Source organism: Sphingomonas sp. TZW2008, assembly GCF_002117915.1.
Classification (GTDB): domain Bacteria; phylum Pseudomonadota; class Alphaproteobacteria; order Sphingomonadales; family Sphingomonadaceae; genus Sphingomonas.
Map to the genome: position 1 here is coordinate 224,349 of NZ_BDJB01000007.1, position 14,765 is coordinate 239,113.

Below are 14,765 nucleotides of genomic sequence, written 5' to 3' on the forward strand. Positions count from 1 at the left end.
TGAGGGAATTGCCATGAAGACCCGCGCCGCCGTCGCGTTCGAAGCCAAGAAGCCGCTGGAAATCGTCGAGCTCGACCTCGAAGGACCAAAGGCGGGCGAGGTGCTGGTCGAAATCATGGCGACGGGCATCTGCCACACCGATGCCTATACGCTCGACGGGCTCGACAGCGAGGGGCTGTTTCCGAGCGTGCTCGGTCACGAGGGGTGCGGCATCGTACGCGCGGTGGGGCCGGGGGTGACGAGCGTCGCTCCCGACGATCATGTGATCCCGCTGTACACGCCGGAATGCCGCCAGTGTAAGTCGTGCCTCAGCCAGAAGACCAACCTGTGCACCGCGATCCGCGCGACGCAGGGCAAGGGGCTGATGCCGGACGGCACGAGCCGCTTCAGCTACAAGGGGCAGCCGATCTTTCACTATATGGGCTGTTCCACCTTCTCGAACTTCACCGTCCTGCCCGAAATCGCCGTGGCGAAGATCCGGCCTGACGCGCCCTTCGATACCAGCTGCTACATCGGCTGCGGCGTGACGACGGGGGTGGGCGCGGTGGTCAACACCGCCAAGGTCGAGCCGGGGGCGACGGTGATCGTCTTCGGGCTCGGCGGGATCGGGCTCAACGTGATCCAGGGCGCGAAATTCGCCGGCGCCGCGCGCATCATCGGTGTGGATATAAATCCCGATCGCGAGGAATGGGGCCGGCGCTTCGGGATGACCGACTTCGTCAACGGGAAGACGGTCGGCGACGTCGTGCAGCATCTCGTCGCGATGACCGACGGCGGCGGCGACTATACGTTCGACTGTACGGGCAACACGGTGGTGATGCGGCAGGCGCTCGAGAGCGCGCACCGCGGCTGGGGCGAATCGATCGTCATCGGCGTCGCCGAAGCCGGCAAGGAGATCGCGACGCGGCCCTTCCAGCTCGTCACCGGACGGGTGTGGAAGGGGACGGCGTTCGGCGGCGCGCGCGGCCGGACCGACGTGCCCAAGATCGTCGACTGGTACATGAACGGGCTGATCGAGATCGACCCGATGATCACGCACCGGTTGAGCCTCGACGAGATCAACAAGGGGTTCGATCTGATGCACGCCGGCGAGAGCATCAGGAGCGTGGTGGTTTACTGACTTGCGCGTGCCGGCAAAGATCCGGCACGATAACGGTATAAGTAAAGGGAGAGGATGCATGTTCAGTCACATGATGGTCGGATCGAACGACATCGGCCGATCGAAGAAGTTCTACGACGCGCTATTCGCGTCGGTCGGCGGCAAGCCGGCGATCGAGGACGACAAGGGTCGCCTGATCTACATGCACAACGGCGGCCTGTTCCTCGTCACCAAGCCGATCGACGGCGAGCCGGCGACGCACGCCAATGGCGGCACGATCGGGTTCGCGATGGACAATCCCGAGCAGGCGAACGCCTGGCACCAGGCGGGGGTCGACAATGGTGGCACCGCGATCGAGGACGCGCCGGGCGTGCGCGAGGGCGGCTTCGCCAACCTGTATCTCGCCTATCTGCGCGATCCGGACGGCAACAAGCTGTGTGCGATGCACCGTATCCCGGCGTGATCGCGGCGGCGCGTCGTGCGATCATGTTCGCGCGATGCGCCGTTCGTTTGCGTTAAGCGCGGTGCAATTAGCGGCCCAAGCGGTCGTTTGGTTGGCCTCAGGTGTAGGCTTGGTGTGCGGTGCGTGAGGGGTACGACGCGCTGCTGAAGCGCGATTGCGGCAGCGTGACGCCCTTTCTCCAGCGTAGATACGACAACGGCGGCGTCCGGGTGGGCGCCGCCGTCGTTCGTTGGTCCGGGCCGGCGCGCCGGGCGCCGGGACCTATCAGAGCTTCTCGGTCAGTTCCGGAACGACCTTGAAGAGATCGCCGACGAGACCGATGTCCGCGACCTGGAAGATCGGCGCGTCCTCGTCCTTGTTGATCGCGATGATCGTCTTTGAATCCTTCATCCCCGCGAGGTGCTGGATCGCGCCGGAGATGCCGACCGCGACATAGACTTCAGGCGCGACGATCTTGCCCGTCTGGCCGACCTGATAGTCGTTGGGAACGAAGCCCGCGTCGACTGCTGCGCGGCTCGCGCCGACGCCGGCACCCAGCTTGTCCGCGAGCGGCTCGATCAGCGAACGGAAGTTCTCACCGTTCTGCAGCGCGCGGCCGCCCGAGACGATGATCTTGGCGCTGGCGAGCTCGGGACGCGCGCTCTTGGCGATTTCCTGGCTCTGGAAGGTCGACAGGCCCTTGTCGCCGGTCGACGACACCGCCTCGACCGTGCCCGAGCCGCCTTCCGCCGCCGCCTTGTCGAAGGCGGTGGTGCGCACGGTGATGACCTTCTTCGCGTCCGACGTCTGCACCGTCGCGATCGCGTTGCCGGCGTAGATCGGGCGGGTGAACGTATCCTCACCCTCGACCGACAGGATGTCGGAGATCTGCATCACGTCGAGCAGCGCGGCGACGCGCGGCGCGATGTTTTTGGCCGAGGTGGTCGATGGCGCGACGAACGCGTCGTGATGCCCCATCAGATCGACGATCAGCGGCGCGACGTTCTCCGCCAGCGCGTGCGCGAAGGCATCGTCGTCGGCGACGTGGACCTTGCCGACGCCGGCGATCTTAGCGGCCGCCTGCGCGACGCCGTCGACGCCCTTGCCGGCGACGAGGAGGTGCACTTCGCCGAGCTTCGACGCGGCGGTCACCGCGGCGAGCGTCGCATCCTTGACGGCCGATCCGTCATGCTCGACCCAAACCAGAGTCTTCATAGCTTCTCTTCCTTCCGAACCCGTATCTCCCACCGTTCGTGCTGAGGAGCGGCTGAGCCTGTCGAAGCCTCGTCTCGAAGCACATGCCCTTCGAGACGGCACTTCGCCTGCGGCTCAGCGCCTCCTCAGGGCGAACGGATGGATTTTACTTGGCGATGCCCATCGCCTTGAGCTTCATCACCAGCTCGTCGACGTCGGCGACCTTGGCGCCGGCCTGGCGTTTGCCGGGCTCGACCACCTTGAGCGTCTTCACGCGCGGGCTGACATCGACGCCGTAATCGGCGGCGGTCTTCTGCGCGAGCGGCTTCGACTTCGCCTTCATGATGTTGGGCAGCGAGGCGTAGCGCGGCTCGTTGAGGCGAAGATCGGTGGTGACGATCGCCGGCAGCTTGTAGCTGTCGGTCTCGAGACCGCCGTCGACCTCGCGCGTGACCGTCACGGTATCGCCCGATACCTCGACCTTCGACGCGAACGTGCCCTGGCCCCAGCCGAGCAGGCCAGCGAGCATCTGGCCGGTCTGGTTGTTGTCGTCGTCGATCGCCTGCTTGCCCAGGATGACAAGCTGCGGCTGTTCCTCGTCGGCGATCGCCTTCAGGATCTTGGCGACGCCGAGCGGCTCGACGCGGTCGTCCGCGGTGACGAGGATCGCGCGATCCGCACCCATCGCGAGCGCGGTACGCAGCGTTTCCTGCGCCTTCGCCTCGCCGATCGACACTGCGACGATTTCTGTCACCACGCCCTTTTCCTTGAGGCGGATGGCTTCCTCGACCGCGATCTCGTCGAACGGGTTCATGCTCATCTTGACGTTGGCCAGATCGACCCCCGTCCCGTCCGCCTTCACGCGGGGCTTCACGTTGTAATCAAGCACGCGCTTGACCGGCACCAGCACCTTCATTCGCTTACTCTCCAAATCAGTCGGCAACGCTTCCGTGGGATTTCCCCGGGGAGGAGCGTCAGGCCGCCTTCTTCACCTCGGCGACGATCTTCTGCGCGGCATCGCCCAGATCGTTCGCGGGAACGATGGCGAGACCAGAGTTGGCGAGGATTTCCTTGCCCTTCTCGACGTTCGTGCCTTCGAGGCGAACCACCAGCGGCACCGAAAGGTTCACTTCCTTCGCCGCGGCGACGATGCCGTCGGCGATGATGTCGCACTTCATGATCCCGCCAAAGATGTTGACGAGGATGCCCTTCACGTTCGGATCGGCGAGGATGATCTTGAACGCCGCCGTCACCTTCTCCTTCGAAGCGCCGCCGCCGACGTCGAGGAAGTTGGCCGGGAACATGCCGTTGAGCTTGATGATGTCCATCGTCGCCATGGCGAGGCCCGCGCCGTTGACCATGCAGCCGATGTCGCCGTCGAGCTTGATGTAAGCGAGGTCGTACTTCGACGCCTCGAGCTCGGCGGGATCCTCCTCGGATTCGTCGCGCAGCTCCATCAGGTCCTTGTGGCGGAACAGCGCGTTGCCGTCGAAGCCGACCTTGGCATCGAGCACCAGCAGATTGCCTTGCTCGGTCAGCGCGAGCGGGTTGACCTCGATCTGCGCGGCGTCGGTGCCGAGAAAGGCGTCGTAAAGCGACTGCGCGACCTTGGCGGCCTGCTTGCCCTGATCGCCTGACAGACCGAGTGCGTTGGCGACGGTGCGGCCGTGGTGCGGCTGGAACCCGCTCGCCGGATCGACGCTGAACGTGTGGATCTTCTCGGGCGTCGAATGCGCGACTTCCTCGATGTCCATGCCGCCCTCGGTCGAAACGACGAAGGCGACGCGGCCGGTGGCGCGATCGACGAGCAGCGCGAGGTAGAATTCCTTCGCGATGTCGGCACCGTCGGTGACGTACAGGCGGTTGACCTGCTTGCCGGCGTCGCCCGTCTGGATCGTCACCAGCGTGTTGCCGAGCATGTCGGTGGCGTGCGCGCGGACCTCGTCGAGGTTGAAGGCGAGGCGCACGCCGCCCTTTGCCTCGGGCGCCAGCTCCTTGAACTTGCCCTTGCCGCGGCCGCCGGCATGGATCTGCGACTTCACCACGTAGAGCGGCCCGGGGAGCTGCTTGGCGGCCTCGACGGCCTCCTCGACGGTGAAGGCGGCGTGACCCGCGGCGATCGGCGCGCCGTACTTGGCCAGCAGTTCCTTGGCCTGATATTCGTGAATGTTCATGGAGCGTCGCACCTCGTGATGACGAAAGTTACGGAACGAAATTTATGGTGCCCTAAGCACAGCGAGGCCGGGGAATCCAGCCTAGCGTGCGAGTTTCCGCATCCTTGCCCCGGCGGCGGGGGCGTGCGGCGGCTGGCGATGGTTGTCGCTTTGTTCTAAGAGGCGCGCGTGTCGCCCGAGCCGTTTCCCGCGCTGCCATACCCCGCGCTTCACGCGAGCCACACCGGCATCTGGATCGCGCAGGGCGGTGAGACGCGGCAGGTGTCGCGTGGCGAGGCAATCCGCGCCGCCGCCGACACGCCGATGATCTTGCTGAACGCGCCGCTGATCGGGCAGCGGCTGGGCTATGCCGAACTGTCGGGGCTCGACCTGCTCGAGCTGTTCGCGTTCCTGAGGCCTGCGCGCTTCGCGGTGCCGACGCCGAAGGGGCTCGCCGCAGTTACCGGGCTCGACATGCCCGCCGACGACGCGGGCATCGCGCCGTTCCTGCTCGCCGCCGCGGCGCGGCTGCTGGCGATCCCGCACGGCGACTGGCCCGAGCGGGAGGGGGCGTGGACGGCGGCGCAATCCTTGTTCCGGCTGCGCTGGGCGTGGGCGCCGCTGCTCGTCGATCGCATAAAGAAGCCGGCGCAGAACGAGCGCTGGCTGTTCGCCAAATTGCCCGAATGGGAGGAGGCGGCGCCGCGCCCTGCGCCACGCACGGTACCGGTCGATCCCGAGGCGACGCAGCGCGTGCTCGCGACGCTGATCGGTGACACGGCGGAGACGCGGCCGGGGCAGCGCGCCTATGCCGCCGCGGCGACGGGGGCGTTCGCGCCGCGCGCGGTGCGCGAGGCGCCCAATGTGGTGCTGGCGCAGGGCGGGACGGGGATCGGCAAGACGCTGGGCTATCTCGCGCCCGCCAGCCTGTGGTCGCACACCGCCGGCGGTGCGGTGTGGGTATCGACCTATACCAAGGCGCTGCAGCGGCAATTGGGGCACGAGGCGCGGCGCGTGTACCCCGACGAGGCGGTGCGGCGGCAGAAGGTGGTGACGCGCAAGGGGCGCGAGAATTATCTGTGCCTGCTCAACCTCGAGGACGCGCTGCAAGGCGGGTTCGCGGGCCGCGCTGCGATCCTAGCGCATCTCGTCGCGCGCTGGGCGGCGTATAGCGCGGACGGCGACATGGTGGGCGGCGACCTGCCGGGATGGCTCGTCACGCTGTTCCGCCGCAACGGATCGGCGGCGCTGACCGACCGGCGCGGCGAGTGCGTCTATGCCGGCTGCCCGCATTACCGCAAATGCTTCATCGAGCGCGCCGCGCGCGCCTCCGCCGAGGCGGACATCGTCATCGCCAACCACGCACTGGTAATGGTCAACGCCGCGCGCGGGCGCGAGACGGCGACTCGGCCGACGCGCTACGTGTTCGACGAGGGGCATCACCTGTTCGATGCGGCGGACGCGATGTTCGCCACCGCGCTGACCGGGCAGGAAACAATCGAGCTCCGCCGCTGGGTGATCGGGCCGGAGGCGGGGAGCCGCGGGCGGCGGCGCGGGCTGGCGGCGCGGCTGTCCGACGTCGCGAGCTACGACGAGGGCGGGGCGCAGGCGATCGGCGACGCGGTAAAGGCGGCGGGGGGGCTTGCCGCCGAAGGCTGGCTGCAGCGCATCGCCGAGGGGCAGCCGTTCGGACCGATCGAGACGCTGCTGGCGAGCGTGCGCGGCCTGACCTACGCGCGCGCTGAAGGGGCGGAGGACGCGGGCTATGGGCTGGAGACCGAGCTAGCCGAGCCGAGCGCCGAACTGATCGAGGCGGCGGCGCCCGCAGCGGAGGCGCTCGACGCGCTGTATCGCCCGCTCGTCGCGTTGGGCAAGCGGCTGGAGGCGGTGCTGACCGACGCGCCCGACTGGCTCGACGGGCCGGCGCGCGCGCGCGTGGAGGGGGCGATCGCCTCGCTCGGCTGGCGCGCCGAGACGGTGGCGGCGTGGCTGGCGCTGATCGCGCGCGTCGGCGGGCCGGCGAGCGCGGACTTCGTCGACTGGCTGGCGGTGGAGCGCGTCGAGGGGCGTGAATATGACATCGGGCTGCACCGCCGCTGGCTCGATCCGACGCGGCCGTTCGCCGAGATCGTGCTGAAGCCGGCGCACGGTGCGCTCGTCACCTCCGCCACGCTGACCGCGGGGGGCACGTGGGAGACCGCGGAGGCTCGGGTGGGGGCGCATCACCTCGCGCTGCCGCCGACCCGCTTCGCGGCGGAGAGCCCGTTCGATTATGCCGCGCGCGCCGAGGTACTCGTCGTCACCGACGTGAAGCGCGGCGACGTGCCCGCGCTGAGCAACGCTTATGCGCGGCTGATCGAGGCGGCGGGCGGCGGCACACTGGGGCTGTTCACCGCGATCCGCCGGCTGCGCGGGGTGCACGCGCGGATCGCCGACCGGCTGGCGCGCGCCGGCCTGCCGCTGATGGCGCAGCACGTCGATCCGATCGACACGGGGACGCTGGTCGACATCTTTCGCGACGATCCGCACGCCTCGCTGCTCGGCACCGACGCGCTGCGCGACGGGGTGGACGTACCCGGCCACTCGCTGCGGCTCGTCGTGATGGAGGGCGTGCCGTGGCCCAAACCGAGCGTGCTGCACGCCGCGCGCCGTCTGGCAAACACCGACGGCGCGGGCGGCAGCGCGTACGACGATCGGATCGTGCGCGCGCGGCTGGCGCAGGCGTTCGGGCGGCTGATCCGCTCCGCCGACGATCGGGGCGTGTTCGTGCTGCTGTCCGCTGCGACGCCCTCGCGACTGCTCGACGCGTTTCCGGCCGGCGTGCCGATCGCGCGCGTGCCGCTCGACGAGGCGATCGCGCGCGTCGCTTCGCGGCTTTCCTCGGACGCGGCGTTGGGGCATGAGGCGGCTCCCGCCCGCACGCCTTAACGGAGATCAGGTTTGAAGACGCTGACGCTGCTGCGCCACGCCAAATCGGGCTGGGACGATACCGTCGCGCGCGACTTCGATCGGCCGCTCAACGCCAAGGGGCGCAAGGCGGCACAGGCGATCGGGCGGCATCTGCGCGACGAAAAGCTGGCGTTCGACCACATCGTCGCTTCGCCGGCGCAGCGTGTGGTGGAGACGATCGACGACGTCGCGCGCGGCTATGGCAGCGCGATCGCGCCGGCGTGGGACAAAAGGCTGTACCTCGCTTCCGCGCAGACGCTGATGGACGTCGCGCGCGAGACACCCGCGGACGCCGCGCGGCTGCTGATGATCGGGCACAATCCGGGGCTGGAGGATTTCGTGCTGCTGCTGCTGGGCGGCGGCGATTCCGCGCTGGTGCGCGCGGCCGAGGCGAAATATCCGACGGCGACGGTCGCGGCGCTGGAGTTCGCGGTCGACGATTGGGCGGGGATCGCCGCGGGGGCCGGGACGCTGGTGCGCTTCGTCCGCCCGCGTGACCTCGATCCGACGCTGGGGCCGGACACGGACTGATCGCTGCCGCGGGCGCGCCGGCTGGCGGGCTGATGTTGCAATTGGTCGGTGGCGTAAGCGGCTGTGCTTCGAGACGGTACTTCGCGCTGCTCAGTACCTCCTCAGCACGACCGGGGCGCGGGGCGGGACGCCGGGCTGATCAATTGACCTTGAACCATCCCCGCCTGAGCCCTTTCTCCAAGGACGGGCGCTTCGAGCGGATTGGATCGGACCGCAGGCGCGGCGTCGCGGACCGGCGTAGGTGATCGGTCCGTCATCGCGGGCCTGCCCGCGATGACGTCCTGCCTCAGCGACCGAGCAGCATGCGCGCTTGGCTGGCGACCTGCGCCAGCATCGCGGCGTTGGGGGTGGCGGACTGGCGCGCGCGGGTGACGACGGCGGCGAATTGCGCGACGCGCGCGGGGTTCTCGGCGAGCCAAGCCTCGACCGCACGATCGGGATCGCGCTTGCCCTCCCGCGCGAGAAAGTCGAGCCGCATCTGCTCGAAATCGCGCACCAGTCCGGCGACGAGCAGCCGCTCCCATGGATCGGACGGGGCGAGCCGCGTCGCGGCGGCCTGCGCCCAATCGAGCCCGAGCGCCTCGCCGAGCCGGGTATAGGCGCGGGTGAGCGCGGTCTCGTCGGTCTTCGACTTGCCGCTGAGATCGACGAGGCCGATCGCACCGTCCAGTTCCGACAGGCGCACCACGCGTGCGGCGAGCGCGTCGGGCGCGCCGGCGCGGGCGAGCGACGCGGCGATGCGCGCGCTTTCCGTGCGCGCCTCGGCGAGCAGCAGGTCGCTTGCCTGCGTCTCGAGCTTGGCGACGCCCTTGCCGATGCGCGCGAGCACCTCGCCCGGCATCGTGCCGGGCGCGACGACGCGCAGGAGATCGGCAACCTGCCCGCGGACGGCACGTGCGACGCCTTCGAACAGCGCGAGGCGGCCCGCCTCGGGCATCGCGGTCGTCTCGATATCGCGCCACAGCGCGTCGAGCGCGAACAGCCGCTCGACGACGACGAACATCGCCGCGACGTCGCCCAGCGCGGCGCCTTCCTCCTCGGCGAGCTCGAACGGGTTGAGCAGGCCGATACGGTTCACGATGCGGTTGGCGAGCTTGGTCGCGACGATCTCGCTGCGCAGCTGGTGCCTGTCGATCGCCTTGGCGAACCGCTCGCGCATGGCCGGCGGGAAGGCGGCGTGGAGATCGGGCTCGAGCAGCTTGTCGGCACCGAGCCCGGCCTGCTCGATCGCGTCCTGCAGCGCGAGCTTGGCGGTCGACAGCAGCACCGCCAGTTCGGGGCGCGTCAGCCCGCGGCCTTCCGCCGAGCGGCGCAGCAAATCCTCGTTCGCCGCCAGCCCTTCGACACGCCGATCGAGCCGGCCCGATGCCTCGAAGATCTCGATCGCGCGAACGTAGCTCGGCACGCCGCGCGCGCCGCCACGCTCGGCGATCGACAGCGCGAGTGTCTGCAGGCGATTGTCCTCCAGCACGAGATGCGCGACGTCGTCGGTCATCGCGCCTAGCAGCGCGTTACGATCGTCGAACGAGAGGCGACCCTCGGCCATCTCGCGGTTGAGCGCGATCTTGATGTTGACCTCATTGTCCGAGCAATCGACGCCGGCCGAATTGTCGATGAAGTCGGTGTTGATCCGCCCGCCCTTAACAGAAAACGCGATGCGTGCAGCCTGCGTGACGCCGAGGTTCGCGCCCTCGCCGATTGCGGTCGCGCGCAGCTCCTCCGCATCGACGCGCAGACGATCGTTGGCGGGATCGCCGACCGCGGCGTTGTTCTCGCCCGCCGCCTTTACATAGGTGCCGATGCCGCCGAACCAGATGAGATCGACTGGCGCCTTGAGGATCGCCGAAATGAGCGCGGTCGGCTCGATCTCGTCAGCCGAGATGTCGAGCGCCGCCTTGATCTGCGGCGACAGGCGAATCGACTTGGCGGCGCGCGGGAAGACCCCGCCGCCGGCCGAGATCAGCGCGGCGTCGTAATCCTCCCAGCTCGACCGCGGCAGGCTGAACAGCCGCGCGCGCTCGGCCCAGCTCGCCGCCGGATCGGGATCGGGATCGAGGAAGATGTGGCGGTGATCGAACGCCGCGACGATCTTGAGCGTCTGCGACAGGAGCATGCCGTTGCCGAACACGTCGCCCGACATGTCACCGCACCCGACGACGCGGATCACGTCCTTCTGCACGTCGACGCCGCGCTCCGCGAAGTGGCGCTGGACGGAGACCCACGCGCCCTTCGCGGTTATGCCCATCGCCTTGTGATCGTAGCCCTGCGATCCGCCGCTGGCGAAGGCGTCGCCGAGCCAGAAGCCGCGATCGAGCGCGATCGCATTGGCGACGTCGCTGAACGTCGCGGTGCCCTTGTCCGCGGCGACGACGAAATAGGGGTCCTCGCCGTCGTGAACGCGCACGCCCGCGGGGTGGACGACCTTGCCGGCGACGATGTTGTCGGTGATCGACAAAAGCGTGCGGATGAAGATGCGGTAGCTTTCCGTGCCCTCCGCCAGCCAGGCGTCGCGATCGGTGGCAGGGTTGGGCAGCTGCTTGGGATAGAAGCCTCCCTTCGCACCGGTCGGCACGATGACGGCGTTCTTGACGCGCTGCGCCTTCATCAGCCCGAGGATTTCGGTGCGGAAATCGTCGCGCCGGTCGGACCAGCGCAGGCCGCCGCGCGCGACCGGGCCGGCGCGCAGGTGGATGCCCTCGACGCGCGGCGAATAGACCCAGATCTCGCGCCACGGCAGCGGGGCGGGGAGGCCGGGGATGCGCGCGCTGTCGAGCTTGAACGCCAGCGCCTCAGCCGCAGCGGGGGCGAAGGCGTTCGTGCGCAGCGTGGCCGCGATCACCGCCTTGAACGCACGCAGGATGCGATCGTCGTCGATCGCGACGATCGCGTCGAGCCCGGCGGTGATCTCGGCATCGATCGCGGCAACGTCTCCCGTTGCGGCGGGATCGTGCGCCAGCGTGAAGCGGTCGATCAGCGCCTTGGCGAGCGCGGGCGCGCGACCCAGCGCGTCGGCGACGGTGGAGAGACCGTAGGCGAGCCCGGCCTGGCGCAGATAGCGGAACCACGCGCGGTAGAGCAGCACCGCGGCCGGCGTGAGCCCGGCGACGAGCATCAGCCGGTTGAAGGCATCGTTCTCCGCGGTGCCGCGCAGCACGTCGGCGATCGCATCCTCTAGCACGGTGCGATCGATCGCGGCGACATCGGCGCGCGTCTCGACGATGAAGTCGTGGACGAAGCTGTCGCTGTCCTCGCGCAGCCGCGTCGGCAGCTCGCCGATCACGCGATAGCCGAAGTTCTCGAGCACCGGGACCGCCTCGGACAGCGCCAGCGCGCCGTGCGACTTGTAGATCTTGAGCCGTTGCTCCTCGCCCCCTGCGGTGGGATAGATTAGCACCGCGCGATCGGCCGCGTCGGCGAGCTCGGACACCCGCAGAATGTCCTCTGCCGCTTCCTCGGGCGTGCTCACGTTGCGATAATTGGCGGGGAAGGAAGCCGCCCAGCGCAACGCGAGGCGCGCGGCTCGGGCCGGCGCCAGCCGCTCGGCAAGCGCGGCCTCGACGTCGCGTTCCCAGCCGCGCACCATCTTGACGAGCCGCGCGTCGAGCGCGGCGGCATCGGGCATCGCGCCGCCCTGGCGCAGATCAATCGTGTAGCGCAGCATCGCCACCGTGCCGTCCTCGAGCGAGATCGACCAGTTGAGGATCGTGCCGTTCGCCGCCTCCGCCAGCATCTCGCCGATCGCAACGCGGCGCGCGGTGGTGAGATCGTCGCGCGGCAACCACGCGAAGGCGAAGAGGTGGCGGCCGAGCGCCGAGCGCAGCAGCACGAGCTTGGGCCGCGGGCGATCGGCGAGGCTCATCGCGGTGAGCGCCAGCGACTCGACCGCCTCGGCATCGACCGCGGTGACGAGATCGTGCGGCAGCGCGGCCATCGCGTGCGTCAGCGCCTTGCCGGCGTGCCCAGCAGGATCGAAGCCGAGCTTCTTCTCGAGCTCGGCCAGCCGCTGGCGCAGCACCGGCACGCTGCGCGGCGGCGCGTTGAGCGCGGCGGAGGTCCACAGCCCGGCGTGGATCGACAGGCCGGTGATCCGCCCGCCGTCGCGCAGCGGCACGACGACGAGATCGATCGGCGCGCGGCGATGGACGGGCGAGATCAGGCTCGATTTCAGCAGCAGCGGCGCGGGCTTGCCGGCGGCGAAATAGTCAAGCGCGAGGCGACGCGAGCGCTCGGCCAGCAGCGCCGGTTCATGCGGGTGGCGCGCGATGCCGAGCGGCGCGCGGTCGCTGGTGCCATCCGCCAGCCAGCGTTCGTGGCCGAGCAGCGTGAAATGGCGATCGAGGAACCAGCGCATCAGCGCCGCGCCCTCGTGATCGCCGCCCGTCTCCTCGAGCATGCCGGCGTCGGCGGCGAGCGTCGCCTGCATCGCACGCCAGTCCGCCACCGCGGCGCGCACGTCGGCGAGGCCGGCGGTGAGATCGTCGATCAGCTCGCGCCGCTCGCGCGCGTCGGCGCGCTCGGTCTCGATGTAGATCATCGATTCGCGCGTGCCGCTGTCGCCAACGCCGCCCAGCACGCCGTCCGCATCGCGGCTGACGGGCACGACGGGGTGGATGATGCGATCGATCGCGATGTCGTGCGCGCCGATCGCGCCGGCGATCGAATCGACGAGGAACGGCATGTCGTCGTTGACGATGGCGAGGCGCATGCGGCGCGCGGTGCCGTCACCCGGCAGCGTATCGAGCGCGATCGCCACTGTGCCGGGCGCGCGGCGCTCCGCCGTGGCGGCGAGGAACGCGGCCGCCTCGGCCTGTTCCGCGGGGCCGAACCCGTCCAGCTCGCCGGGCAATGCGCCGTGGGTGAGCCGGTCCGCCAGCGCCTGGGTGAGCGCCTTCATCGATGCTTTCGCCATGCGCGCGCCTATGCGCCCGGGCGCGGCGGGGCTCAACCCCGGGGTGGCGGTTTCGTATCGATTGAGACGAAACCGCGGCGGCGATCAGCCGATCGCGGCGAGCGCGCGCGCGGACAGATCGGGATCGTCGGTGACGGTGCCGAACACGTCGAGCCCGCCGGTGGGCGACACGCGCGCGAGCAGCACCACGAGATCGCCGGGGAAGCCGCGCACGTCGAGCGGCAGCGTGGCGAGCGTCGCATGTTCCGGCGGGCGAGCGGCGGGCGGCGCGATCGCGGCGTTGCCGAAGCCCGCGCTCGGCCCATCCGCCCACACGGCGCCGTGTGCGCTCGGCGCGGGTGCGCTGCGCATCGCCCCGGCGAGCTCGGCAAAGAGCCGCTGCTGCTCCGCACTGCCGACCAGTTCTTTCCAGTTGATGACGCCGTAGACGAAATCGATCGTCGACCCGTCGGACGAGAAGGGCATTAGGATGCCGCGATAGAGCGTGTTGTGCCCGCGCGTGCCGACGAACTCCGCCTCGAAGCCGATCGGCGCACGATTGGCGATGATCTGAAGATAGTGATCGGTCAGCCGTGACAGCAGCGAGCGCTCGGGCACGTCCGAGATGCGCGTGATCCCCGAATCGAGATCGCATTCGTCGCGCAGCGCCTGGCCGAGAAAGCGGATCGCAGGATCGCCGACGCCGCCGGTGAAATCGAGCAGCACGCTGTTGGGCCCGAAATCCGTGTTCTGCGCGGGATCGAGATCGGTGATCGAGGGATAGGCGCGGCCATCAAGCAGGCTGACCCAGTGATTATAGGCGCGCACGTGCATGCGTCGCTCGTCGGTGCCGATGGCGATCATCGGCTCGCCCACGCCGCCTTCGGTGGGATCGTTCCCGTCGCTCGGGCGCGCCTCGTCGAAGCCGCGGATGTCCATGTGCGTCAATCCCCTGGGCAAAGTGCCTCTTGCGCCCGGCTTTGCGGCCAACAGGGTAAAGGGCAGGTAAAGCGCGGACGCCCGAACACCGGCTTGCACCGATCGAACGCGCCTGCTACGCGGCAATCATCGACGTGCCCCTTCGGGGCGCGCGGCGCCGCTTTAGCTCAGCTGGTAGAGCATCGCATTCGTAATGCGGGGGTCACAGGTTCGAGTCCTGTAAGCGGCACCACCTTCTTTATGGCACTTCGACAAGGGCAGCGGCGGCGGCTGAGGCGAAGGGGCTTTGGCTTGGGAACTCACGTGGGTCCTGGCTGGGGCGGCTTTTGAGCAGGGATGGCGGGCGGCTGCTACGGCGGCGTGACCCCCACTCCGATTATGCGCGCCTCGTCACCGATCGTGGAATTACCTTTCTCGAACAACTATCAATACGCCGCGACTTCGGCTGCTAGTGTCCTCATGGGGCCTGGATCAGATCCCACCCGTCACATCGATGAGCCTTGGCCTTAGGGTCAGGACCCATTGATGTGGGATGCGTGATCTGATTCAGGCTCCGTAAGGAGAGCGTGG

Annotated in this window: 9 protein-coding genes and 1 tRNA gene; 5 read left to right on the top strand and 5 right to left on the bottom strand. The window is 69.0% G+C overall.

All coding sequences use genetic code 11. The annotated features are described in order from the left end of the window. The first annotated feature begins 13 nt into the window (after positions 1-13). Positions 14-1,120 (top strand): S-(hydroxymethyl)glutathione dehydrogenase/class III alcohol dehydrogenase, encoded by a 1,107-nt coding sequence (locus B7L05_RS09785; protein ID WP_085810068.1) that lies wholly within the window; start codon positions 14-16, stop codon positions 1,118-1,120. A gap of 58 nt (positions 1,121-1,178) precedes the next feature. Further along, complete coding sequence (locus tag B7L05_RS09790; RefSeq protein WP_085810069.1) at positions 1,179-1,562, top strand: VOC family protein; 384 nt, start codon at positions 1,179-1,181, stop codon at positions 1,560-1,562. A gap of 264 nt (positions 1,563-1,826) precedes the next feature. On the opposite strand, the gene B7L05_RS09795 is transcribed toward B7L05_RS09790, so the two are convergent. The 3 genes from B7L05_RS09795 to sucC form a co-directional block, all read right to left on the bottom strand. Then, complete coding sequence (locus B7L05_RS09795) at positions 1,827-2,756, bottom strand: electron transfer flavoprotein subunit alpha/FixB family protein (protein WP_085810070.1); 930 nt, start codon at positions 2,754-2,756, stop codon at positions 1,827-1,829. 145 nt (positions 2,757-2,901) lie between these two features. Further along, positions 2,902-3,651 carry an electron transfer flavoprotein subunit beta/FixA family protein gene (locus tag B7L05_RS09800; RefSeq protein ID WP_085810071.1) on the bottom strand — a complete coding sequence of 250 codons (750 nt, stop codon included), beginning with the start codon at positions 3,649-3,651 and terminating at the stop codon, positions 2,902-2,904. Between the two features lie 58 nt (positions 3,652-3,709). Continuing rightward, positions 3,710-4,909, bottom strand: a complete 1,200-nt coding sequence (gene sucC, locus B7L05_RS09805; protein ID WP_085810072.1) for an ADP-forming succinate--CoA ligase subunit beta — start codon at positions 4,907-4,909, stop codon at positions 3,710-3,712. A gap of 168 nt (positions 4,910-5,077) precedes the next feature. Between sucC and B7L05_RS09810 the strand changes: the two genes are divergently transcribed. Both B7L05_RS09810 and B7L05_RS09815 read left to right on the top strand, forming a co-directional pair. Next, a complete protein-coding gene (locus B7L05_RS09810; protein ID WP_256926680.1) occupies positions 5,078-7,816 on the top strand; it encodes an ATP-dependent DNA helicase in 2,739 nt (912 codons plus the stop codon). A gap of 12 nt (positions 7,817-7,828) precedes the next feature. Further along, entirely contained in the window at positions 7,829-8,368 is a 540-nt protein-coding gene (locus B7L05_RS09815) for a histidine phosphatase family protein (protein ID WP_085810073.1), read from the top strand. Positions 8,369-8,654: 286 nt separating this feature from the next. Here B7L05_RS09815 and B7L05_RS09820 read toward each other — a convergent pair whose 3' ends face one another. Together B7L05_RS09820 and B7L05_RS09825 are read right to left on the bottom strand one after the other, a co-directional pair. Further along, the gene (locus tag B7L05_RS09820; RefSeq protein ID WP_085810074.1) at positions 8,655-13,277 is read right to left on the bottom strand and encodes an NAD-glutamate dehydrogenase domain-containing protein; all 4,623 of its coding nucleotides are present in this window, start codon (positions 13,275-13,277) and stop codon (positions 8,655-8,657) included. An 84-nt stretch (positions 13,278-13,361) separates the two neighbouring features. Further along, positions 13,362-14,195 (bottom strand): hypothetical protein, encoded by an 834-nt coding sequence (locus B7L05_RS09825; protein ID WP_085810075.1) that lies wholly within the window; start codon positions 14,193-14,195, stop codon positions 13,362-13,364. Between the two features lie 156 nt (positions 14,196-14,351). On the opposite strand from B7L05_RS09825, the gene B7L05_RS09830 reads away from it, so the two are divergent. After that, positions 14,352-14,427, top strand: a tRNA-Thr gene (locus B7L05_RS09830). The last annotated feature ends 338 nt before the right edge of the window (positions 14,428-14,765 follow it).

What these genes read in the sequence shown, in the direction of transcription:
- B7L05_RS09785 (WP_085810068.1), top strand. Translation starts at nt 14, where the DNA reads ATGAAGACCCGCGCCGCCGTCGCGTTCGAAGCCAAGAAGCCGCTGGAA.
- B7L05_RS09790 (WP_085810069.1), top strand. Translation starts at nt 1,179, where the DNA reads ATGTTCAGTCACATGATGGTCGGATCGAACGACATCGGCCGATCGAAG.
- B7L05_RS09795 (WP_085810070.1), bottom strand. Translation starts at nt 2,756, where the DNA reads ATGAAGACTCTGGTTTGGGTCGAGCATGACGGATCGGCCGTCAAGGAT.
- B7L05_RS09800 (WP_085810071.1), bottom strand. Translation starts at nt 3,651, where the DNA reads ATGAAGGTGCTGGTGCCGGTCAAGCGCGTGCTTGATTACAACGTGAAG.
- sucC (WP_085810072.1), bottom strand. Translation starts at nt 4,909, where the DNA reads ATGAACATTCACGAATATCAGGCCAAGGAACTGCTGGCCAAGTACGGC.
- B7L05_RS09820 (WP_085810074.1), bottom strand. Translation starts at nt 13,277, where the DNA reads ATGGCGAAAGCATCGATGAAGGCGCTCACCCAGGCGCTGGCGGACCGG.
- B7L05_RS09825 (WP_085810075.1), bottom strand. Translation starts at nt 14,195, where the DNA reads ATGGACATCCGCGGCTTCGACGAGGCGCGCCCGAGCGACGGGAACGAT.